The sequence below is a fragment of the Erythrobacter sp. LQ02-29 genome, assembly GCF_022576075.2.
Classification (GTDB): Bacteria; Pseudomonadota; Alphaproteobacteria; order Sphingomonadales; family Sphingomonadaceae; genus Alteriqipengyuania.
In genome coordinates this window covers 1,254,606-1,277,053 of record NZ_JANCNT010000001.1, presented here as the reverse complement: position 1 = coordinate 1,277,053, position 22,448 = coordinate 1,254,606, and the positions used below count along the sequence as shown (strand labels likewise).

The 22,448-nt window shown below is 64.9% G+C and carries 22 protein-coding genes and 1 tRNA gene; 7 read left to right on the top strand and 16 right to left on the bottom strand.

Annotated elements, in window-relative coordinates; all coding sequences use genetic code 11:
• Positions 1–67: 67 nt before the first annotated feature.
• A complete protein-coding gene (locus MKP08_RS06375; RefSeq protein ID WP_241555372.1) occupies positions 68–388 on the top strand; it encodes an Hpt domain-containing protein in 321 nt (106 codons plus the stop codon).
• A gap of 58 nt (positions 389–446) precedes the next feature.
• Here the strand turns inward: MKP08_RS06375 and MKP08_RS06370 are convergent, their stop codons facing one another.
• The gene (locus MKP08_RS06370) at positions 447–3,107 is read right to left on the bottom strand and encodes a YadA-like family protein (protein ID WP_241555371.1); all 2,661 of its coding nucleotides are present in this window, start codon (positions 3,105–3,107) and stop codon (positions 447–449) included.
• Positions 3,108–3,489: 382 nt separating this feature from the next.
• Here MKP08_RS06370 and MKP08_RS06365 point away from each other — a divergent pair, with 382 nt between their 5' ends.
• A complete protein-coding gene (locus MKP08_RS06365) occupies positions 3,490–4,479 on the top strand; it encodes a PAS domain-containing protein (protein ID WP_241555370.1) in 990 nt (329 codons plus the stop codon).
• A 53-nt stretch (positions 4,480–4,532) separates the two neighbouring features.
• On the opposite strand, the gene MKP08_RS06360 is transcribed toward MKP08_RS06365, so the two are convergent.
• The 9 genes from MKP08_RS06360 to MKP08_RS06320 form a co-directional block, all read right to left on the bottom strand.
• Positions 4,533–6,365, bottom strand: a complete 1,833-nt coding sequence (locus tag MKP08_RS06360; RefSeq protein ID WP_241555369.1) for a glycoside hydrolase family 15 protein — start codon at positions 6,363–6,365, stop codon at positions 4,533–4,535.
• 7 nt (positions 6,366–6,372) lie between these two features.
• On the bottom strand, positions 6,373–7,155 hold the full coding sequence (locus tag MKP08_RS06355; protein WP_241555368.1) for a glucose 1-dehydrogenase: 783 nt from the start codon (positions 7,153–7,155) through the stop codon (positions 6,373–6,375).
• Between the two features lie 102 nt (positions 7,156–7,257).
• The gene (locus MKP08_RS06350; protein ID WP_241555367.1) at positions 7,258–8,640 is read right to left on the bottom strand and encodes an alginate export family protein; all 1,383 of its coding nucleotides are present in this window, start codon (positions 8,638–8,640) and stop codon (positions 7,258–7,260) included.
• A gap of 31 nt (positions 8,641–8,671) precedes the next feature.
• Entirely contained in the window at positions 8,672–9,727 is a 1,056-nt protein-coding gene (locus MKP08_RS06345) for a sulfate/molybdate ABC transporter ATP-binding protein (RefSeq protein ID WP_241555366.1), read from the bottom strand.
• Positions 9,724–10,578, bottom strand: coding sequence for a sulfate ABC transporter permease subunit CysW (gene cysW / locus MKP08_RS06340; protein ID WP_241555365.1), 855 nt, complete (start codon positions 10,576–10,578; stop codon positions 9,724–9,726). The genes MKP08_RS06345 and cysW overlap by 4 nt, the downstream gene beginning before the upstream one ends.
• The gene (gene cysT / locus MKP08_RS06335; RefSeq protein ID WP_255750506.1) at positions 10,575–11,489 is read right to left on the bottom strand and encodes a sulfate ABC transporter permease subunit CysT; all 915 of its coding nucleotides are present in this window, start codon (positions 11,487–11,489) and stop codon (positions 10,575–10,577) included. The genes cysW and cysT overlap by 4 nt, the downstream gene beginning before the upstream one ends.
• A complete protein-coding gene (locus MKP08_RS06330) occupies positions 11,489–12,526 on the bottom strand; it encodes a sulfate ABC transporter substrate-binding protein (RefSeq protein WP_241555364.1) in 1,038 nt (345 codons plus the stop codon). The genes cysT and MKP08_RS06330 overlap by 1 nt, the downstream gene beginning before the upstream one ends.
• An 83-nt stretch (positions 12,527–12,609) precedes the next feature.
• Positions 12,610–13,059: an Rrf2 family transcriptional regulator gene (locus MKP08_RS06325; RefSeq protein WP_241555363.1), complete on the bottom strand. Its 450-nt coding sequence runs from the start codon at positions 13,057–13,059 to the stop codon at positions 12,610–12,612.
• A 38-nt stretch (positions 13,060–13,097) separates the two neighbouring features.
• The gene (locus MKP08_RS06320) at positions 13,098–14,834 is read right to left on the bottom strand and encodes an SLC13 family permease (RefSeq protein ID WP_241555362.1); all 1,737 of its coding nucleotides are present in this window, start codon (positions 14,832–14,834) and stop codon (positions 13,098–13,100) included.
• Positions 14,835–15,038: 204 nt separating this feature from the next.
• On the opposite strand from MKP08_RS06320, the gene MKP08_RS06315 reads away from it, so the two are divergent.
• Positions 15,039–15,833 carry an enoyl-CoA hydratase-related protein gene (locus MKP08_RS06315; RefSeq protein ID WP_241555361.1) on the top strand — a complete coding sequence of 265 codons (795 nt, stop codon included), beginning with the start codon at positions 15,039–15,041 and terminating at the stop codon, positions 15,831–15,833.
• A gap of 13 nt (positions 15,834–15,846) precedes the next feature.
• Here the strand turns inward: MKP08_RS06315 and MKP08_RS06310 are convergent, their stop codons facing one another.
• The gene (locus tag MKP08_RS06310) at positions 15,847–16,317 is read right to left on the bottom strand and encodes a MaoC family dehydratase (RefSeq protein WP_241555360.1); all 471 of its coding nucleotides are present in this window, start codon (positions 16,315–16,317) and stop codon (positions 15,847–15,849) included.
• Positions 16,318–16,457: 140 nt separating this feature from the next.
• Between MKP08_RS06310 and MKP08_RS06305 the strand changes: the two genes are divergently transcribed.
• Positions 16,458–17,612, top strand: coding sequence for an acyl-CoA dehydrogenase family protein (locus MKP08_RS06305; RefSeq protein WP_241555359.1), 1,155 nt, complete (start codon positions 16,458–16,460; stop codon positions 17,610–17,612).
• Positions 17,613–17,720: 108 nt separating this feature from the next.
• Here MKP08_RS06305 and arsC read toward each other — a convergent pair whose 3' ends face one another.
• From arsC to MKP08_RS06285, 4 genes are read right to left on the bottom strand one after another with little or no spacing between them, the layout of a single operon-like run.
• Positions 17,721–18,065: an arsenate reductase (glutaredoxin) gene (gene arsC, locus MKP08_RS06300; RefSeq protein ID WP_241555358.1), complete on the bottom strand. Its 345-nt coding sequence runs from the start codon at positions 18,063–18,065 to the stop codon at positions 17,721–17,723.
• Complete coding sequence (locus MKP08_RS06295) at positions 18,062–18,616, bottom strand: (2Fe-2S)-binding protein (RefSeq protein WP_241555357.1); 555 nt, start codon at positions 18,614–18,616, stop codon at positions 18,062–18,064. The genes arsC and MKP08_RS06295 overlap by 4 nt, the downstream gene beginning before the upstream one ends.
• A gap of 10 nt (positions 18,617–18,626) precedes the next feature.
• Positions 18,627–18,857: a PF20097 family protein gene (locus tag MKP08_RS06290; RefSeq protein WP_241555356.1), complete on the bottom strand. Its 231-nt coding sequence runs from the start codon at positions 18,855–18,857 to the stop codon at positions 18,627–18,629.
• Positions 18,858–18,862: 5 nt separating this feature from the next.
• Entirely contained in the window at positions 18,863–19,630 is a 768-nt protein-coding gene (locus MKP08_RS06285) for a class II aldolase/adducin family protein (RefSeq protein WP_241555355.1), read from the bottom strand.
• 181 nt (positions 19,631–19,811) lie between these two features.
• On the opposite strand from MKP08_RS06285, the gene MKP08_RS06280 reads away from it, so the two are divergent.
• A tRNA-Phe gene (locus MKP08_RS06280) sits at positions 19,812–19,887 on the top strand.
• Between the two features lie 64 nt (positions 19,888–19,951).
• On the opposite strand, the gene MKP08_RS06275 is transcribed toward MKP08_RS06280, so the two are convergent.
• Positions 19,952–20,263 carry a hypothetical protein gene (locus MKP08_RS06275; protein ID WP_241555354.1) on the bottom strand — a complete coding sequence of 104 codons (312 nt, stop codon included), beginning with the start codon at positions 20,261–20,263 and terminating at the stop codon, positions 19,952–19,954.
• A 225-nt stretch (positions 20,264–20,488) separates the two neighbouring features.
• On the opposite strand from MKP08_RS06275, the gene wrbA reads away from it, so the two are divergent.
• Together wrbA and MKP08_RS06265 are read left to right on the top strand one after the other, a co-directional pair.
• On the top strand, positions 20,489–21,091 hold the full coding sequence (gene wrbA, locus MKP08_RS06270) for an NAD(P)H:quinone oxidoreductase (protein WP_241555353.1): 603 nt from the start codon (positions 20,489–20,491) through the stop codon (positions 21,089–21,091).
• Positions 21,092–21,143: 52 nt separating this feature from the next.
• Positions 21,144–22,445, top strand: a complete 1,302-nt coding sequence (locus MKP08_RS06265; RefSeq protein ID WP_241555352.1) for a sodium:proton antiporter — start codon at positions 21,144–21,146, stop codon at positions 22,443–22,445.
• Positions 22,446–22,448 lie beyond the last annotated feature (3 nt).

Genomic DNA, 22,448 nt, shown 5'->3' with positions numbered 1-22,448 from the left:
GGACATGTTAACGAGTGCCAACGATAATGGGAGGTCGAACCCCGGATTGGCCGGGCGGGGACCACGCATGCTCGACAGCGACCGGCCGACGGACGGCGAGAATGGCGATGCCATCGCCTCGCTGCGTCCACACTACGCGGCTTTCAAGGAACAGGCGCTGGGCCAGTTAGCGCTGTGTTGCCGCAACCCGTCGGACGGGGATTACGAATCACTCGAAGAATTGCGGACGCTGATGCACATGCTGGCAGGCACGGCGACGCTGTTCGGCGAACCGGCGGTGGGCGATCTCGCCTCCGAACTGGACGAAGCGCTCACGAGACGCCGCGAACCCGTTCGCGCCTCGCTCGAAAGGGCACGATCGGCCTTCGCGGACCTGCGCCGGTCTTAAAAAAGGACTGCGACGCAGCGCGCCGCAGTCCCCAGTATGACCGATGGGGGGAGATCGGTCAGAAGCTGAAGCCGGCCCCGGCGCTGAACCCGCTATTGCCGCGGGTATCCACCGTCGCCCCGGCCTTCACCACGCCGCGACCCTTGCTGAAGGTGGTGGACATGCCGAGCGCGAAGGCCGTCTCGCCTTCGTAATGGGCGATGCCCGTACCCACCATCGAGCGTCCGGCGGTGATCGTCTGCGGGATTCCCGAGACGGCCATGGCACTGGCGGTTCCTGCCGAGGCATCCCGACGCGCCTCCTCCAGATCGAAGTCGAGCTGTGCGATGCCCGCCTGCAGATCGCCGAAGCGCAGGTCGGTATAGGCACGGGCATCGGCCATTGCAGCGGCCAAGCCGTTCTGCACCTGGCCCAGGTTCACCGCGTCGTTCGCCCGGGTTCCGGCAGCGACATTGTGGAGCGCCACCGGCGCGGTCGCGTCCGCTCCGACCAATGCGACATCGTTGGTCACCGTGCCGCCATTGCTCATGGTCGGATCGTTGGGGTCCGAATATTGCACCGCGACCACGGTGCTACCCGCGATATTGTTGTTCAGCGCTGCGATATTCGCGGTGTTCTGGTCGATATCGGCACGATTGCTCGCCACCCGGTCGTTTGTCGCAGCGAGCTGCGATCCGTTGACGGCGTCCGTGGACCCCGCCGCAAGCGCGCCATCGGCAACATTGGTCATCCTGACCGGCGCATCGCCCGCCCCGATCAGCGCCGCTGTGTTCGTCGGCGTGGTGCTGGCGACGGTCGGATCGGTGTCGGACACGTAGCCGAGCGGGACATTGGCGAGCTGGTTCTGCACCGATGTGAGCTGGGTCGTATTGTCGGTTACCCGCGCATCTATCGATGTCACCGAGCTGTTGAGATTGTCGATGTCGCCCTCGTTGACGGCGACCCGCGTGTCGAGGTCAGCTATGTCACCTTCGTTTACGGTCACACGCCCATCCAGATTAGAGATGTCGCCTTCGTTCACCGTAACGCGCCCATCCAGACTGGCAATGTCCCCCTCGTTCACCGTCACGCGGCCATCCAGGTTCGCAATGTCCCCCTCGTTCGTGGTCACGCGAGTATCGAGGTTGGCGATGTCGCCTTCATTGACCGTCACGCGATCGTCGAGGCCGTCTATCGCATCGCTATTGGCTGCGACCGCCTGGTTGGTGGCAAACAGCTGCGATCCGTTCACCGCCTCGCCCGAGGTGGCGCTCAGCTCGCCATCCGCGACGTTGCCGACGGTCGTGCCGCCAGCGCCATCCAGCGTCAGCGAGGTTCGCGTCGCATCGTCGTAGAGCACCGCCAGCGCATTCCCGCTGCCCGCGTCGCTGAGCGAGGCGATGGCATCGGCGTTGGCCTGAATCCCCGCCGTATTGGCGTCGACCTGCTGATTGGTCGCGAACAGCTGGCTGCCGTTGACCGCATCGGCAGAACCTGCGGCGAGAGCGCCCGGCCCCACATTGCTGAGCGTAACGGTGCCAGGGTCCGCACCGATCAGCGCGGCCCGGTTGGTCGGAACCGGACTGGCGACGGCAGGATCGTCATTGCTGACGTAACCGATCGGCACATTGTCGACCGCCGTTTGCAGGTCGGCGATGTCGGTCGTGTTCTGCGTCACCCGCGTATCGATCGTGGTGACCCGGCCATCGAGATCGGCGATGTCGCCCTCCGCCGCGGTCACGCGACCATCCAGTCCATCGATCCCGTCGGCGTTGGCTGCCACCTGCTGATTGGTCGCGAAAAGTTGCGAGCCGTTCACCGCATCGGTCGAATCCGCGCTCACGGTCCCATCCGCGAGGTTGGTGACCGTCGTCCCTTGCGCACCGGCGAGGGTCACGCTGGCCTGCGCCGGGCCATCATATTGGACGCCATTGCCGAGTGCCGCCTGGAGCGCGTCGACCGCGCCCTGTACCTGACCCACCGTTGCCGCATCCGTGGCTTGCGTCCCCGGCGCGACATTGGTGATCTGGCGCAGGCTGCCCGGCGCGCCGACCGAAACCGATCCGACCGAGCTGTAGGTGCCAGGCAGACCCGGTGCGACGTAGTCGACCAGTGCGCCACGATCGGCGAGCGAGCCGTTGCCCAACGCAACGCTGTTGGCGACCGTCGCGCTCGCATCTGTGCCAAGGGCAATGGCCCCGGTCGCCCCGACGGCGGTGCTGGCATTGTTACCGAAGGCGATCGCGTCGAGCTCGCCGGCCGATGCCGCCTGCCCGTCGCCCAATCCGGAGATCTGGTTGCCGCCGATTGCGATACCCGCCTCTTCGTTCAGCGCATAGCCGTCCGCCGTCAGGTTGCAGTCGGCACCGGGGGCGAGCAGCGAGCCGCTAGTGTCCGCCACCCGCAGCGAGATCGGATCGCCATTTGCGTAACCTTCCAGGGTATCCGCAGCACCGATCTGGACATCGTCGAGAGTGAGGATCGGGTTGCCGAGGATGGAGACGTTCAACAGCGCACCGTAGAGGTTCTCCACCGCGGTCGCTGTGGGCACCGCGACATCGCCGACGATATCGGTGACCGCGGATGGATCGAGGCTGATGCCGGTACAGACGTCGACCACCGGCTGAAGGGCCTGGGCCTGCGCTGGCGCGGTAAGCCGGGGGGGCGCACCGCCCGCCATCACGACCGATGCGGTCGCCAGCAGCGAGATACGGAGATAGGTTGTTTTACTTAGATTCACAGCTCGCTCCATTAGATTGATCAATGTTTGTATTTCTAAGAGAGCTATGAGCCTATGGATGACAGGTTGAGTGACCGGTAAGGACTGTCGCGAGACAAATTACATAAAATACGTTACTCCATGAGCCGCCGCTTGGACTCGCTCGTATCCTGCCGAGATGCAGGCTTATCGGGGGGATATCAGGCCATAGTTTCGACCATCCGGCAGCTTTCCGGACCAATCGACGCAGCCTGTTTGCAAGAGGAATTGCGCGAAATCCGCAATATCCTGGCCTGCGAAAGGAAATCTTAGCATTTAGAATTTTATCTTGTTTTTGAGGCTCTTGGTTCTTGGGGGAGAGCCCGTTGCAAGCGGCAGAAGTGCTGTCAGAGGGGTAGAAGACGTGGCATACAAGGGCGGCATTCCGCATCAGCGCAGCCAAGGCGCTGGCGAAGTGCCAAGGCAATTCCGGGTGGTCGCCGATCCAGAGGCGACCGAAGGCACCGGGGTTCCGGCGGCCAATTTCGTGCGATGTTTTGCGAAATGGCGGGACGAGGCGCTAGTAAAACCGGTCTTCGTGACAAATCATGGCCGCATCACCCATGCGCTGGTCGGGATCAACCAGTTCATGGGGCTGAGCGAACAGGCCGACACAGCGGGGGCCGGGGCCGACCCGTTCGAGCTGGCCGAATGGATCGACGAAGCCGTGATCATCTGCGACGACGACCTCGGCGTGGTATCGATGAACCGGATGGCCGCGGCGACCTGCGGCATATCGGCTTCGCAATGCGTCGGCCGAAAACTCTACGATTGCCTGCCGCAGCTTCAGGGAACGCTGTACGAGGTCAACATGATGCGGACCGTCCAGGCGAACGAGCCTACATCGGCGGATATTCCATCGCCTCTGCGAAAGGATGGATGGATGCGGTTGCAGACGTTCCCGCTCCACGGACGCAACGTGCTGATGTTTCGCGACATTACCGAAGAAGTCGAGCATCACCGTCTCGCAGACGTGAAGACCGCTATCATAGAGGCGATGGCGGTGCACAACGCTATCGGCTACGTTCGCGTAGGCGTGAGCGGTCTGATCGATCGGGTGGACGAACCCTTTTGCGATCTCCTGGGCGTGCCGGAAGAACGGTTGCGTGGCGCAAGGCTGGTGGATCTCGTCAGCCGCGAAAAACGGGTCGCGTTCAAGAGCGAACTCGAAGAAGCCATGGCCGGCAACGGCGCGCGCCGGGTGATCGCCGAATTCATTTCCAACCGGGGGAAAACCGAAACTCTGGTAGCTGCGATCGTCCAGCTGAAAGGGGCCTACGGGGCCGAAGGGGCGGTCGTCCTGCTAACCTCTGTCGACCCGGGTCGAGGGCTCGACGACACCGGATGGCGCTGAGCAAAGGCGGTCCGACGGCGTTTTGACCTCCGCATGCGCGGAGCCGCTCGCCATCAAACCTTGACCGCCTTCTTCGGCGCGACCTGGTCCGCGCGTTGAGAGGCGGGGCCGCTGGCAGCCATCAGGTTATGCGCGGTGTTGATCAGGCCGATATGCGAGAAAGCCTGCGGGAAATTACCGAGGAGGCGATCCGCGACCGCATCGTATTCCTCCGCAAGCAGACCGAGATCGTTACGCAGACCGAGTAGCCGATCGTAAAGCGCGCGCGCATCTTCGTGCCGCCCGGCCAGGACATAGGCATCCGCCAGCCAGAAGCTGCACGCAAGAAACGCCCCTTCCCGTCCCCCGACCCCGTCGTCCGTTCCATCGGTTGAATAACGCGCGACCAGCCCATCGTGCACCAGCTCGCGCTCGATCGCCTTGATCGTGCCAGCCACGCGCGGATCGTCGGCGGGGAGGAAACCCAGTTGCGGCATCAGCAGCAGGCTCGCATCGAGGGTCTTGCCGCCGTAATACTGCACGAAGCTGTTTAGGTCCGCATCGAACCCGTTGTCGCATACGTCGTCGTGGATTTCCTGGCGTAGCTTGCGCCACCGGTCGACAGGTCCCTCCAGCTTATAACGCTCCACGCTGGTAACCGCGCGGTCGAATGCGACCCACGCCATCATGCGCGAATGGGTGAAGGCGTGTGTGGGCCCCCGCACTTCCCAGATCCCGCGATCGGGCGTCTGCCAGACGGTTTCCAGGTGATCGAGCAGCACCTTCTGCAACCGCCAGGCCTCGTCCTGCGGTTGCAGTTCGGCCTCGCGCGCGGCGTGGAGGGTGTCGATCAGTTCGCCATAGACGTCGATCTGCATCTGCCCTGCGGCAGCGTTGCCGATCCGGACGGGCGCGCTCTTCTCGAACCCGGCCAGCCACGGCACTTCGAATTCGGGCAGCCAGCGCTCGCCGGCGATCCCGTACATGATCTGGAGCTGGTCCGGAGCGCCCGCCACGGCGCGCAGCAACCATTGCCGCCAGTCCTCGGCCTCCTGGCGATAGCCGGAATTGAGCAACGCATAAAGCGTCAGCGCCGAATCCCGCAGCCAGCAATAGCGGTAATCCCAGTTGCGCTCTCCGCCGATCGCTTCCGGCAGAGATGTGGTCGGCGCCGCGACGATCCCGCCCGTCGGTGCGTAGATCAGCATCTTCAGCGTGATGAGCGAGCGTGTCACCGGCTCTCGCCAGGCATCCGGCTGGTCGTCGAAACTGCCGGACTTGACCCATTCGCGCCACCAGATCGCCGTACGCTCCAGCACCTCGCGCCGATCGGCGACGAAGTGCGGCTGCTGGTTGGAGGGATGATACGACATCGTCAGCGGAACGCTGTCACCCTCCGCCACCGTGAAACGCGCGCACGTTTTCATGTTGCGCCCTTCGAGCGCGAGATCGGCGTGCAGTTCGACGGCATCGGGGCCGGCGATCGCGCTGAGCCCGTAATCCTTGCGCCGCACCCACGGGATCGCCTGCCCGTTCTCGAACCGCAAGGTGAACTCCATGTCCATCTCGACCGTGCCCGACACGCCGGTCACGATGCGGATCAGATCGACGTGCCGATCCCCCTCGTTGACCGGCATGAAATCGGTCAGCGTCACCACGCCCGTATCGGTCTCGAACCGGGTTTCGAGGATGGCGGTATCGTGCAGGTAGCGCCGGCTCGTCGCATGTACCTTCCCGACCGGCGCGATCTTCCATCTGCCGTTATCGGGCGTACCCAGCAGCGCGGCAAAGCATGCGGCGGAATCGAAGCGGGGCAGGCAGAGCCAGTCGATCGATCCGTCCTTACCCACCAGCGCGGCGGACAGCATGTTGCCGATCAGCCCGTAATCCTCGATCCGCTGCATCATGCCCGACCTATCCGCCATGGGCGAAGGATGGATAATCGGTCATGCCGCCATCGACGAAGACCGTCGTCGCGGTGACGTAGCTCGCCGCGTCCGAGGCCAGGAAGACGGCCATCTTCGCGATGTCCTCGGGTTCGCCGATGCGGCCGAGCGGGATTTTCTCCAGCAGGTCGGCATACCCTTGCGGATCTTCCCATACCTCCCGGTTGATCGGCGTCCTGATCGCGCCGGGCGCGATGCACAGGACGCGCACGCCGTGCGGCGCCGCCTCCTGCGCCAGCGATTTCGCCATCATCGAGGCACCCGCCTTGCTGGCGGTATAGGCGCTGTAGCCGGACCAGGCGACCACCTCGTGCACGCTGGAGGTGTTGAGAACCACGCCCGATTTCTGCGCCGTCATCCGCTTCAGCGCCTCGCGCGCGCACAGGAACGTGCCTTTCAGGTTGATGTCGATCACCTTGCTCCAGGCATCCGGCTCTATCTCCCAGCCAAGCGCGTGCTGGCCATCGATACCTGCGTTGTTGACGAGCACGTCGATGCCGCCCCAGGCCTCGTCGATCGCGGCGAACATGGCGGCGACCGCCGCCGGATCGCTGATGTCCGCCTTCAGGCCGATCGCTTCCCCGCCCGACCCGGCGATCCGCTCCTTCAGAGCCTCGGTCTGTTCGGGATCGACCAGATAGTTGATCGCGACGCGCGCGCCTTCCTGCGCGAACGCCATCGCGATCGCCGCGCCCAGCCCGGAATTGCCGCCCGTGACGAGGACGCGTTTGCCTTTGAGATCGAGGTCCATGGGTGCTCCACTGCGATTGGTCGAAGCGCCCCGAACGGGCCGCACAGTGGAGATAACTCGGTCGCCACGAAGGGCGTTCCTTCGCAGGCCCCGCGCCGAAGGCTAGAAGGTCGCGGTGAGATCGACATAGCCGTACAGCGTATCGCCGGAGCGCGGCGCGTTCGGCGCATCGCGCAGGAAGGGGCCGTCGAACAGCACCGCCGCGCCGGTATCGAGCCTCAGCAAATCCTTCACGAACCAGTAGCGTACGCGGCCTTCGACCTGATGCCCCGCGAACCGCCCCGCCCGGCCGGACGGATCGCGCACCCCGGTATTGGCGAAGCTGTCGCTCGCGCTGTCGAGCCATAGCGCCCGGTAGGAGACGAAGCCGTCGAGCAGGCGGCTCGGCGCGGCTTCCAGGCGGACCCCCGGCGCGTGGATATTGCTTCGCCCCAGGGGGCCGTAGATGCCGGTCGGGCCGAAATCGGAGCGCCGCGGGCCATAGAGGCTGTCGAAGCGACCGTAGTCGCGCCCGGACCCGTCACCGCTGGCAAAGTCGTATTCCAGGGCGACGCGCGGCTGCCATTTGGCAGCGAAGCGATAGCCGAGGGCCGCATGGGCGAAATTGGCGGAAACGTCGCGCCGCGGCGCGTTCACCGCGGTACTGTCGCTGATGCTGCCGAACTGGTGCGCGTATTCCAGTTCGCAATCCGCCTGCCCCTTCGCCGGCGCGCGCACCAGCCGGAAACCGGGCGTGTAGAGCCGCCGGTCGCGGGTCGCCACGCCCGGGCGGTCGTCCTCGTCCAACCCGTAGAAATACGCTTCCAAGTCGGCTCCGCCCAGAAGCTTGGAGAAGCTGCCGAAGGCACCCCAGAACAACAGGTCCGTGCCCTCGTGATCCCACTCCACCTCGTTGTCGAGGATGGACGCTTTGTCGCTGGGCAGGCGTTGCTGCGGCATGGTGACGAATGCGGTCAGCTTGCCGCCGGAGCCCTTCGCGTCGAAGCGCACGCCGGTGAAGGCGTTGGTCGCGTTGCGGAAATTGTTGCGACCGACCAGCCGCCGCGAGCCGAGATCCATGGTGAACCGCCCCGCGGTAAGCCTGGCTTCGCTGCCCGCGCCGAACGGCTGACCCAGATCGGCCGCGAGATAGGCCTGGATCAGCTCGACCGCGTTGACCTCGCCGGTGCCGACCGAACTGCCCGTATCGCCGAAATAGGCGCGCGAATCCTGCAATTCCGCCCCAACCTCCACCGGCCCGGCATCGTATCGGGCGGCGAGCGTGAAGCGCAGGGTGACGAGGTCGTCGTTCCGGTCCAGCGCGGGGCGAAACTGGTTGTGCAGGGCCTCGTAGCGCACGCGGGCGCTGCCCGACACCTCCAGATTGTCGGGATCGCCGATCGCATCCTGCAAGGTCCAGGCCGTGTCCCCGGCGGGCGCATTCTGCGCAAGGGCGGGAGTCGAGGCGAGCGCAAGGGCGCTCACCAGGCAGAGCCGGTAAGTCATGTTCGTTCCCTTTCGAAAAGGTCCTACGGGTTCAGGCGGCGAGCACCCGGTCGGGGAATATCTGCGCGCGCGTGATCGCCACGCACAGGCGATCGCCCTGTTGCGGGCACGGTAGCGCGCCATCGACGTCGATCTCGACCGGCGTCTGCACCCCGTCCATCGTCGCTTCGACACGCCACACGCCCCCCTTGCGATAGGCGGTGCCGACGATCGCGACGACGCCGGGGCGGTCGGGCGTTTCCGCCGCCACGTCGTGGGGCCGGAAGGTCAGGGTACCCTTGCCTTTCGCGAAGGCGAGATGCGGACACTCGAACGCCGGCCTCCCGGCGAGGAATGCCATCCCCTCCCCGAGGGTCACCGGCAGGCTGTTGGTATCGCCGACGAAGTCCGACACGAACGGCGTGGCCGGTTGCATGTAGATTTCTTCCGGGGTGCCCACCTGCTCGATCCGCCCGTGGTCGAGCACCACCACGCGGTCGGCCAGTTCGAGCGCCTCCTCCTGATCGTGGGTCACGAAGATCGAGGTCAGGCCCATTTCCTGGTGCAGATGGCGCAACCAGCGGCGCAGGCCCTTTCGCACCTTGGCGTCGAGCGCACCGAAAGGTTCGTCCAGCAACAGGACGCGCGGTTCGACCGCCAGCGCCCGTGCCAGCGCCACCCGCTGCCGCTGTCCCCCCGATAGCTGCGCCGGGTAGCGGTCGCCCAGCTTGCCGAGCTGGACCAGTTCGAGCAGGTCGAGCGCGCGCCGGCGTATCTCGGTCTTGCCGGGCCGGGTCCTGCGCGACCGCACGGAGAGGCCGAAGCCGACATTTTCCGCGACCGTCATGTGCTTGAACAGCGCGTAGTGCTGGAAGACGAAGCCCACTTCGCGCTTCGCGACGGGCATCGCGGTTACGTCGCGGTCGGCGAACAGGACCCGTCCGCTATCGGGGAAGGCGAGCCCGGCGATAAGGCGCAACAGCGTCGTCTTGCCCGACCCTGACGGCCCGAGCAGCGCCATGAATTCGCCGTCGCGTACCTCCAGATCGATGGCCTTGAGCGCATCGAACGTGCCGAAGCGCTTGGTGACGGAATCAAGCCTGATCAATGTCCCGATCCTTTCGCGAGATAGGAAAACCGCCATTCGAGCCCGGTCTTCACGACCAGCGTGACGAGCGCGAGCATGGCAAGCAGAGAGGCCACCGCGAAGGCGGCGACGAAATTGTATTCGTTGTAGAGAATCTCGACATGCAGCGGCATGGTATTGGTCAGCCCGCGCAGGTGGCCGGAGACGACCGACACCGCGCCGAACTCCCCCATCGCGCGCGCATTGCACAGCAGCACACCGTAGAGCAGCCCCCAGCGGATATTGGGCAACGTGACCATGCGAAAGGTCTGGAAACCGCTCGCGCCCAGCGACAGCGCCGCTTCCTCGTCATCGCGCCCCTGCTCCTGCATCAGCGGGATCAGCTCGCGCGCGACGAAGGGAAAGGTCACGAACACGGTCGCCAGCACGATACCCGGGACCGCGAAGATGATCTGGATGTCGTATTCGCGCAGTACCGGCCCGAGCAGGCCGTGGACTCCGAACAGCAGGATATAGACGAGGCCCGCCACCACCGGAGAGACCGAGAACGGCAGGTCGATGAAGGTCAGCAGCACGCTGCGCCCCGGGAAGTCGAACTTGGCGATGGCCCAGCTCGCGGCGATCCCGAACGCCACGTTCAGCGGCACGGCGATGGCGGCGACGAGCAGGGTCAGCCCGATCGCGGAAAGCGCGTCCGGCTCGGCCAGCGCCTCCAGCAGCGGCGGCACGCCCTTCGACAGCGCCTCGGCGAACACCACCAGCAGCGGCAGCAGCAGGAACACGAACAGGAAGCCGAGCGCGAGGGCGATGAGGCCGAGCGCGGTCGGCGTCAGGCGCGTGGCGGGCGCGGCTGCGGCGGCGGGGGCTGTCATACGCTCATCCTGTGGCGGCTCCACGCCTGCACCATGTTAATGAGCAGGAGCATGGAGAAGGAGATGGCCAGCATCACCAGGGCGATCGCGGTCGCGCCGTCGATATTGTACTGTTCGAGCTGCGTGACGATCAGCAGCGGCGCGATCTCGGACTTGAAGGGCATGTTGCCCGCGATGAAGATGACCGATCCGTATTCCCCGACGCCGCGTGCCAGCGCCAGCGCGAAGCCGGTCAGGAGGGCAGGCATGATCGCGGGGAAGATGACGCGTACGAACACCTGCCACGGCTTTGCGCCGAGCGAGAGCGCCGCTTCCTCCACGTCCGAACCGAGGTCCGCCAGCACGGGCTCCACCGACCGGACGATGAACGGCAGCCCGATGAAGATCAGCGCGATGGTGATGCCCACGGGATTGTAGGCGACTTCGATGCCGTATCGGGCGAGCGGTTCGCCGAGCCAGCCATTGTTCGCGTAGATCGCCGTCAGCGCGATGCCCGCGACCGCCGTCGGCAGGGCAAACGGCAGGTCGATCAGCGCGTCGAACAGGCGCTTGCCGGGAAAGCTGTAGCGGGTGAACACCCATGCGATCAGCAGGCCGAACACGCCGTTGATACATGCCGCGGCCAGCGCGGTGCCGAAGCTGACCCGGTAGGCCGCAATCGCCCGCGGCGAGAACGCCACCTCGACGAACGCGTCCCAGCCCATGCCCGCCGAACGCACGAAGATCAGCGACACCGGGATCAGCACGATCAGCGACAGCCAGCCGATGGTAAAGCCCATCGTCAGCCGGAAACCGGGAATGATCGACTTCCTCGCGCGGCGCGCCCGATCGCGCTTCGGGGCAGGCGCGACGTCCCGCTCCTGCCGTCGCGCAAGGTCCTGGCCGGGGAGCGGGGCGGCGAGCGAGGCCATCAGCGCCGCTGCTCGAAGATCCGGTCGAACACACCGCCGTCGGCGAAGAACTTCTTCTGCGCCGCCTGCCAGCCGCCGAATTCGCCATCGATAGTCACAAGGTCGATCTGCGGAAACTGGCTGGCGTATTTCGCTTTCGCGGCTGCGCCGGTCGGGCGGTAGAAATTCGCGCCGATGATGTCCTGCGCCTCCGGGCTGTAGAGGAACTTGAGATAGGCTTCCGCGACCTTTTCGGTACCGTGGCGCTTCGCGTTGCCGTCCAGCACGGCGACCGGCGGTTCGGCCAGGATGGAAACGGACGGGACGACGATCTCGAACTTGTCCTTGCCCAGCTCCTTCTGCGCGAGGAACGCCTCGTTCTCCCACGCAAGCAGCACGTCGCCGATCCCGCGTTCGGAGAAGGTCGTGGTCGCACCCCGCGCGCCGCTGTCGAGCACCGGCACGTTCCGGAACAGCCGGGTGACGAATTCCTGCGCGCCCTTCTCGCCTCCGTACTTCCTGGCGGCGTAGGCCCATGCGGCGAGGAAGTTCCAGCGGGCACCGCCACTGGTCTTCGGATTGGGGGTAATGACGGCGACACCCGGCCTCACCAGATCGTCCCAGTCGCGAATGCCCTTCGGATTGCCCTTCCGGACCAGGAACACGATGGTCGAGGTGTAGGGCGCGCTGTTCTGCGGCAGGCGCGATTGCCATCCGGGCGACAGCGCGTCGGACTGCCCCGCGATCTCGTCCAGATCGTAAGCCAGGGCCAGGGTGGCGACATCGGCATCGAGCCCGTCGATGATGGCCCGGGCCTGTTTGCCCGAACCGCCATGGCTCATGTTGATCGTCACCTCCTGCCCGGTGGCCTTCTTCCAGCTATCTTTGAACTTCGGGTTGATCGCTTCGTACAACTCGCGCGTCGGGTCGTAGGAAACGTTCAGCAGTTCGACCGACTTTCCGGTGTCGCCAACGGCGGCGTCTCCGGACGAAGAGGGCGTGCAGGCGGCGATGGCCGCCCCGATGGCAAGGATCGTGGCAAGGCGAAAGGATCGCATAGGGAAAGCCGCTCCAGACGAGTCGCACGTTTCGCGACACGTCCAAACGTCTATTCTCTTTATTCCCTATCGGTCAACTAGGTTTATGCGGACCACCGTATCTCACCGCCCTGTTTTTGGCCTTCGCTCAACGCGTCGCCGATCGTGCGGTTGTCCAGCACCGCGCGGCTGGCGTCGTAGGCGCGTCCGAATTCGCGCCGGATGAGGCAGGTGCGCTCGTCCACGCAATCTTCGCACTGGCGGTATGCCTGGCGAGAGAGGCACGGCAGGGGTGCCAATGGCCCCTCGAATATGCGCAGCACTTCCCCAAACGTGACGGTATCCGCGGGACGCAGCATGGTGTAGCCCCCGCTCTTCCCGCGACGGCTCTCCAGAATGCCGGCCTTGCGCAGATCGAGCAGGATCTGCTCCAGGAACTTATGCGGAATGGCGTAGCGCCGGGCGATGTCGGCACTGGCCATCGCTTCGCCGGAGGGCGCTTCCGCGATCGCCACGAGGGCACGAAACGCATAACGGGCCTTGTTCGAGATCATACCAATTCCCTATCGTATCTCTGTGGAAATGACAACGCCTAGGCCATCAGCGTCAGAATAACGACCGCCAGGACCAGACAGATCGCTGTCAACGGCGCACCCAGCCTGGCGAATTCGCCGAACCGGTATCCCCCCACGCCCATCACGATCGCATTGTTGTGATGCCCGATCGGGGTGAGGAAATCGATCGACGCCGAGATGGCGACCGCGATCAGCAGGGGCTCCAGCGGCGTACCGGTCCGCACCGACAATTCGCCCGCGATGGGGCTGAGGATCACCGCCGTCGACACGTTGTCGATGAACGGCGTCATCGCTACACCGCACAGCAGCACTGTCGCTATGATGAAGGCGGGTTGCTCGCTGGGAAGCCCGGAAACGAGGATTCCCGCCAGAATACGTGCCGCGCCGGTTGTCTCGACCGCGATGCCGAGGGGAATCATGCAGGCGAGCAGGATGACGATCCGCCAGTTTATCTCGGTAAGCGCCCGGCGCAGGTCGAGCGCTCCGACGAGGAGCAGGGCAAGGATCACCCCGCCGAACGCGATCTCTACCGGCACGAGGCCCAACGCGCTCGCCAGCACACCCGCCGTGAAGAGGCCGACGCCGAACCCGCGCCGCAGGGGCGGTTCGCCCGGCCGACGGGGCGAGAGCAGGAGGAAGCCGACATCGTGCGCGAGGGTGCGAATGTCTTCACTGCGCCCGGACAGGCTCACGACATCGCCGGTGGAGAATTGCAGGTCCTCGAACCGCCCCTCGACACGTCCGCGTCGACTGACGAGGCCATCGACCGCGACGGCGTCCCCCGAAAGCGCCACCAGGTCTTCAACGCGCGAGCCCACGATCAGGCTCTCGGGCATCACCACGCCCTCGATCATCATCTCGTCGGCATCCAAAACCTTCGCTCGATTAAGCCCGAGCTCTTCCAGCGCCTCGATCTCATCGTGGCTTCCCTCGACCAGCAGGTTGTCGCCCGCCTGTACCCGGATCGCTTCGCGACGCGCGAAGACGTGTTTTCCATCGCGCAATACATCATGGATGACGATCCCGGCGCGCTGCTCGATCGCGAGGATACTCTCCCCCGCCACCACGCTCGCGGATGCCACGATGCGCGGGGCAAGTTGAACCTGCTGCAAGCCCGGACCGTCAGCTGGTCCGGCGTCGTTTCCAAACCGGGCGAACAGCCGCGGCGAGGCGAGGACCAGCCACAGGACCCCTGCCAGCACGAGCGGTAAACCGACCTTCGCCAGTTCGAAATAGCCCATGCCGCTGCCGGTTTGCGTCATCAGCCACTGGTTCACGGCGAGGTTGGCCGGCGTGCCGGTCAGCGAGCACATCCCCCCCAGCAAGGTCGAGAACGACAGGGCCATGAGGATGCGTCCCGGCGCGACACCCAACCGGTGGCTGAGCGAAAGCGCCACGGGAAACATCAGCGCCAACGCGCCGATATTGTTCATGAAGACGGACACCGTCGCGGCCGAGAGGCAAAGCACCGCCAGCAGCGCGCTTTCCGATGAAACGCTCGCCGCCAATCGACGCGCGAAATCGTCTATCACCCTGCTGCGCGTCAGCACCGAGACGACGAGAAGGATTTCCACCACGGTTATCACGGCCGGACTGGAGAAGCCCTGAAAGACGGACCCGATAGGCACCACGCCGCTGATAAGGCCGAGAGCCAGGCCCACGAGCGCCACCGTCTCTACGCGCCAACGCTCGCATGCGAAGGCGAGGAGCATACCGCACAGGATCACAACTATTGCCGCTTGTTCGAAGCCCATCGCCCACCAGGCATATGCCGATATCGCCTGCTACCTAGTCGAAATCGAACCGCGGCCAAAGCATCGTTCGAGCTTCGCGAAGCAATGCGATAGGAACATCTTGCAACAGCAATTGACCAGCCGCGACGCATCAGACCGCATTTGCTAATCGCACATTTGCGGACCTATGGAATGGGCCGAAGCTTGGCACGGGAGAGCAAATCCATGAGCGGTTACGAAACGATACGGGTCGAATACGATGGGGCGCTGGCCGTGCTGACGCTCAATCGACCCGACCGGATGAACGCCGTCACGCCCGCTTCGATCGACGAATTCCGCGATGCTTTGGGCGAGATTCCGGGCAAAGGCGGGCGCGCACTCGTCATCACCGGCGCGGGGCGTGGTTTCTGCGCCGGTGCCGACCTGGGCGGGCGCGATATGGGTGGCAACACGAAGCCGGGCGATGCCACCTACCGTTCGCTGCAGGAGCATTACAATCCGGCGATGCTGGCGCTTGCCTCGCTCGAGATACCGGTCGTCACGGCGGTGAACGGGGCGGCTGCGGGCATCGGGTGCTCGCTCGCCCTGCTGGGCGATCTCGTGATCGCCGCCCGGTCAGCCTATTTCCTTCAGGCGTTCGTCAATATCGGCCTCGTACCCGATGGGGGCTCGACCTGGCTGCTCCCGCGAATGATCGGCATTCCGCGCGCCATGGAAGCGATGCTTCTGGGAGAGCGGATTTCCGCCGAGCAGGCCGAACAATGGGGCCTGGTCAATCGCTGCGTCGAGGACGGGAGCGTGCTGGACGAGGCTAAGGCTATCGCCAACCGCCTCGCCAACGGTCCCACGATCGCGATCGGCCATATCCGCCAGATGGTCCGCAGCTCGCAAAGCATGAACCTGGCGGACGCCTTGGAACAGGAGGCTCATGCGCAGCGGATCGCGGCCAACAGCGCGGATTTCGCGGAGGGCGTGGTGGCTTTCCAGGCGAAGCGCACCCCTGAATTCCGGGGCGAATGAGCGGGCCGCCCGGCTAGCTGCCCGCCGCGCCTTCGCCCTTCCCGCCCATCATCAGCGCCGCACGGGTACAACGCGCGACCACGTCGCCATGCTGGTTGGTCGCGGTATGCTCGAACTCCACGATCCCCTGCCCTGGCCGCGATTTGCTCGGCCGGGTAGAAAGCACTTTCGTATGTGCTTTCAGCGTGTCGCCGGCGAAAACCGGTTTGGGGAAGGTTACATCGTTCATGCCAAGATTGGCGACCGTGGTACCCAGCGTGGTGTCGTAAACCGTCATGCCGATCATGATGCCAAGCGTGTAGAGGCTGTTGAACAGAGGCTTGCCGAACTCGGTCCGGCTGGCGAAATCGGCATCGATATGCAGCGGCTGCGGGTTCAGCGTCATCAGGCTGAAGCTGATATTGTCGTGTTCGGTCACGGTGCGGGAGAAGGCGTGGTCGAAGCTTTGCCCTTCCTCGAATTCCTCGAAATACAACCCCGGCATGCCGCTCTCTCCTTTGATTTCCGCTGCGGTTTCGGCCCTAGGCGTTCGGGCGCAACCCGCCAAGACGTAGCGCGTTTGGCAGGTGAGCGCGGTTATGGCATCTCGCCAGCCAAACGCGAGATGCCAACGGAGAGAAACACATGGACGCCGATACCTTCCAGATGCTGCGCGACACCGTGCGGCGTTTCGTCAACGAACGGCTGATTCCGGCTGAGGACCGTGTCGAGGAAGAGGACGAGGTTCCCGCCGAGATCGTCGACGAAATGCGCGAAATGGGGCTTTTCGGCCTGTCGATCCCTGAGGAATTCGGCGGACTCGGCCTGACGATGTCCGAAGAAATCCGCATAATGTTCGAACTTGGACGCACGGCGTCCGCATTCCGCTCCGTTTTTGGCACCAATGTCGGCATCGGCAGCCAGGGCATCCTGATCGACGGCACCGAGGAGCAGAAGGCGCACTGGCTACCCAGGCTGGCGAGCGGCGAAATCAGCTCCAGCTTCGCGCTGACCGAGCCGGAGGCCGGATCGGATGCGGGCTCCGTCAGGACCACCGCGATCAGGGAGGGCGACAACTACCGCCTCAACGGGACCAAACGCTACATCACCAACGCGCCGCGCGCCGGGATCTTCACCGTGATGGCGCGGACCGATCCCGACACGCCGGGAGCGAAGGGCGTTTCCGCCTTCATCGTGCCCGCCGACACCCCGGGCCTGACCGTGGGCAAGGTGGACAAGAAAATGGGGCAGAAAGGTACCAAGACCTGCGACGTCATGTTCGACGACGCGCTGGTCCCCGCCGCGAACATCATCGGCGCGGAGCCGGGCCGCGGCTTCAAGACCGCGATGAAGGTGCTCGATCGCGGGCGCATCAACATCGCGGCGAGCGCGTGCGGCATGGCCGACCGGCTGGTCGAGGAAAGCGTAACCTACGCCGCGCAGCGCAAGCAGTTCGGGCAGGAGATCGGCACGTTCCAGCTGGTCCAGGGCATGATCGCCGACAGCCGGACCGAAGCCTACGCCGCGTGGTGCATGGCGCGCGACATCGCGCGCCGCTTCGACGAGGGCGAGCGCGCCGCGGGCGACGTCGCTGCAACCAAGTATTTCGCCACCGAGGCACTGGGCCGGATCGCCGACCGCGCGGTGCAGGTCCATGGCGGCGCGGGTTACATGCGCGAATACAAGGTGGAGCGCTTCTATCGCGATGTGCGCCTGCTGCGCATCTACGAAGGCACCAGCCAGATCCAGCAGACCATCATCGCCAAAAGCCTGCTGCGCGAGGCCGGGCTGAAGGTCTGAGCCTTACTCCGCCCGCCCCGAGCTTGTCGAAGGGCCGTTTTTCTATTTCGGCGCTGCGGTGCCGGAAAAGTACGATGCTTCGACAAGCTCAGCCTGAGCGGATGGGGGTTACAGGATTTCCTCGACCCGCTCCTTGGGGCGGCATAGGCGCACCCCCTTGTCGGTTTCGACTAGCGGCCGCTCGATCAGGATCGGGTCGGCCGCCATCGCCGCGAGTACTTCGTCCGCGTCGGCATCGGGCAGACCGCGCTCCTGCGCATCGGTGCCGCGCAGGCGCAACCCCTCGTTCGGGGTGATTCCGGCGTCGCGATAGAGCTGGGCGAGCTTGTCAGCGGTGGGCGGGTTCTTCAGATACTCGATCACCTCGACTTCCACGCCGTCGCGGTCCTGCAGGATCGCCAGCGTGTTGCGCGATGTGCCGCATTTAGGGTTGTGCCAGATGGTCGCTTTCATCGCGGTTCCTTTTTTACAGGAGTGGTCATGGCGGGCACGGCCTGCGCCGCGTCCTCGGACGTAATGCCCGGCGCAGGAGCCGCGCTGATCGTCTCGCGGCGCCGCGCGACCCGGCCCGCGCGCTGCATCGCGCGCACCAGCCGTGGATAGACGCCGCAGCGGCACAGGTTGGGAATCGCTTCCTTGATCTCGGCCTCCGACGGGTTCGAATTGCGCTGCAGCAACGCCGCCCCGGCGATCGCGATCCCCGGCGTGCAGAACCCGCACTGGATCGCCTGTTCCGCCACCAGCGCCTGTTGCACCGGATGCGACCGGTCGCGGCTCAGCCCCTCGATCGTAGTGACTTCGCGCCCCTCCGCCTCGGCAATGGTGATGAGGCAGCTCCTGAGCGCCGCGCCGTCGACCAGCACCATGCACGCACCGCAATCGCCCACCCCGCAGCCATATTTGGTGCCCGTCAGGTTGGAAGCGTCGCGCAATGCCCACAGCAGCGGTGTCTCGGGATCGAGGAGGTATTCTACCGGTCGCCCGTTGACCGTCATCTTCGACATGGTGCGATCCTCAGGCGGCGTAGAATTCGATCATGCCGCAGCGTTCGCAGCGATACGCCATTACGTCGCGCAACTGCTTCTTGTCGATCTTGTACATGCCGGTCCAGCTCCTTTCGGGCGCACCGGGGTGCCATTTGACCGGGGAGTACCGGTTCTGGCTGTTCTCCGCCGCGAAACCGCGCTCCATCCGTCCGCCGCACTTGCCGCAGGCACGCGCCGCGGGATGGCCGTCCGCCTCCATTTGCGTCAGTTCCGCCAGCTGTCGTTGATCCGGTCGACCCGGCGCTTCCACGCCTCGAAATCGAACAGGCCCGCCCCTCCCTGAGAGCTCATCTGCGCAAGGTCGCGCTGATGCACGTCGAGCACGTCCTGCTGCACCACGACCGGATTGCCCATGGAAAGTGTCGCGACCTGGATCTCGCACGCGCGCTGCAGCGCCCACATCTGCATAAACATCTGCTGGATCGTCCGGCCCATCACCACGGGTCCGTGATTGCGCAGCATCAACACGCTGTGTTTACCGAGATTGTCGACCAGCCGGTCGCCCTCCTCGCCGCGCACCGTGACGCCCTCGAAATCGTGATAGCCGATCTGCCCCTGGAAACCGCAGGCATAGAAATTGGTCGGCAGCAGCCCGCCCTCGTGGCTGCACACCGCCATCGTCTCGGTCGTATGCACATGGCAGATCGCGTTCGCTCGCTCGCCCAGCTCGCGGTGGAAATGGGCGTGCTGGGTGAAGCCCGCCTTGTTCACCATGTAGGGGGAGCCGCCGATATTGTTGCCCTCGACATCGATCTTGACGAGGTTGGATGCGGTGACCTCGTCGTACAGCAGACCGAAGGGATTGATCAGAAACGCACCCTCCTGATCCGGCACGGCGAGAGAGATGTGGTTGTAGATCGATTCGGACCAACCGAGGTGATCGAAGATGCGATAGCAGGCGGCAAGGTCCAGCCGGGCCTGCCATTCGGCTTCGGAACAGTCGATCTTCGTGTCCTTCATCTGCGTGGCCATTTTCGCCGCTCCTCTCATTTCCCGTTGCGATCGACTATCGCAGCGTCGTACGCCCGGGACAAGCGGGGCGCAGACGAATCCGTCCCGTAGCCTTGCGATCCCCCTTGCCAAGCCGGACGGCCTTCGCCATAGGCGCCCACTCGCTTGCAGGCGCCGGTTTGTACCCCCGCTACGCAGCGGCGCCCGGGTAGCTCAGTTGGTAGAGCATGCGACTGAAAATCGCAGTGTCGGCGGTTCGAATCCGTCCCCGGGCACCACTCTTCTCCCATAGCACCCGCTTCACCGCCTGAGCGCGGTTTATCTGCGCCAGCACTCGCTGCGCTAGGACGGTTTGTGGCCTGGGTTCTTCGGCGGCGGAGGGGGTGGCGCGGGTGGCTCCTTGGGCAGCGGTGGCGGGAGCACCAGCTTGCGCAGGTCTTCGCACGAGCCCCTCGCGTCCGTATTGGCGGGCGAGAGACAGCCCTTGTCGTGCTTCTGCACCCGGTCAATCGTTTCCCCGAGCGTCTCGACCTGCCGGGCCGTTGCCGTACGGCCGCTCTCGGACACGGTGTAATCGGGCGCTGCACAGCCGGCCAGGCCGGTCATGGCGCAGACCAGTGCCAGCCCGGCAGACTTCCTAGTTTCGTGGGCCATCGTTCGTATCCTTAAACCCTGGCTCCGGACGTGACGTCCCGCCCGCCCCGCAAGCAGTGCGAACTTGCTCCCCCTTGTATGACTACCACCGGAACGGAGACGCACAAATGCATCGCGCGGGGTCGATCACCGTGATCGCAAACGTCGCACGTTTGAATAGGAAACATCGCGCGAGGTTGATGTTTGTTACACGAACCCCTTTCGCCAATTGCACAGGAGCATTCCATGGCCCGCATTCTCGTTCTCTATTATTCTTCCTACGGACATACCGCTCAGATGGCGGAGGCGGTGGCCGAAGGCGTGCGGGATGCGGGCGGCGAGGCGGTAATCCGCCATGTCGCCGAAACCGCGCCCCAGGAGGTGGTGGAGGCCGCGGGCTTCCAGAAGATGGAAGGGCATACCTGCATCGGTGGACCCGACGAGCTCGCCGAATATGACGGTATCGTCGTCGGCACGCCAACCCGCTACGGTCGCATGACCAGCCAGATGGCGAGCTTCTGGGACCAGACCGGCGGCCTGTGGCAGAAAGGCGCGCTGATCGGGAAGGTCGGCGCCGCGTTCACTTCCACCGCCAGCCAGCACGGCGGGCAGGAAACGACGTTGTGGTCGGTGCTGAACAACCTTCTCCATATGGGCATGACGGTCGTCGGCCTCGACTACGGCTTCGACGGTCAGATGGGTGTGGACGAGGTCCATGGCGGTAGCCCCTATGGCGCGACCACGATCGCCGCGGGGGATGGCAGCCGCCAGCCGAGCGAGATCGACCTGTCGGGCGCTCGCTATCTGGGCAAGCGGGTCGCGCAGACCGCGGCGAAGCTGCACGTTTGATCCACACCGGCGCGCACTCGCCAAGGTGGGCTATGCGCGCTAGGCAGGCACCGTGGAGAACAACCCCGCCTTTTTCAGCACATTCGACGTCGCGGCCATCCTGGTGGTGGCCGCGGCCGTGCTCGGCTACGTCAATCACCACGTCTTTCGCCTGCCGCATGTGATCGGGCTCACCATAATGGGCGCGATCACTTCGCTCGGGCTGATGCTGGCCAACAGTCTGCTGCCCTGGGTGACGCTCGACAACTGGGTGTCCGATCTGCTCGACCGGATGAATTTTACCCAGACGCTGCTGCAGGGCATGCTCAGTTTCCTGCTGTTCGCGGGCGCGCTGCATGTCGATCTGGAGAAGCTGAAGAGCGCCTGGTTTCCCGTATTGTTGCTTTCCACCGTGGGCGTCATCCTATCGACCATCATCGTCGGGCTGGCGATGTGGGGCGTGGGCGATATCCTCGGCCTGTCCGTGTCGCCGATCTGGTATTTCGTGTTCGGCGCACTCATCTCTCCCACCGATCCGGTCTCCGTGCTGGGCGTGCTAAAGGAATTCAACGTACCCGGCACGCTGCAAAGCGCCGTGGCGGGCGAGAGCCTGTTCAACGACGGGGTCGGCATCGTGGTGTTCGCCATCTTGCTGGAAGCCGCGGTCACCGGGGCGGACTTCTCTCTTAGCGAAGGCGCGCATCTGTTCCTGGTGGAGGCGGGTGGCGGACTTGCGATCGGGCTGGCGATCGGCTGGATCGGGTACAAGGGTCTCGCCAGCATGGACGAATACTCGCTCGAAGTGCTGATCACCCTCGCCGTGGTCATGGGCGGTTACGCACTAGCGAGCATGCTGCACGTTTCCGGCCCCCTCGCTATGGCGGTCGCAGGGCTGGTGATCGGCAATTACGGTTTCGCCCATGCGATGAGCGATACGACGCGCGACTACGTGCACAAGTTCTGGGAGCTGATCGACGAGCTGCTGAACTCGATCCTGTTCCTGCTGATCGGGCTGGAGATGATCGCGCTGGTGCCGCAGCTCAACCATCTGGCGGTGGGAATCGCGGCGATCGCGATAACGCTGCTCGCGCGCGCGATCGCCGTGGGGGTCACGACCAAGATCGTCCCCGGGACCCGGCTGGAGGGGGCAGGCACCGGAACGATCCTGTGGTGGGGCGGGCTACGCGGGGGCATCTCCATCGCTCTCGCCCTGTCTTTGCCGGAAGGGACCACGCGCAACCTGCTGCTGGCCGCGACCTTCGCCGCCGTGCTGTTCAGCGTGCTGGTCCAGCGCGCCACGCTGGGCCGGCTGATCAACCGCCATCGCCCGGCCGTGGAAGGGGGCGACGGCATTGCTTCCGCCACGCAGGATTGAGCG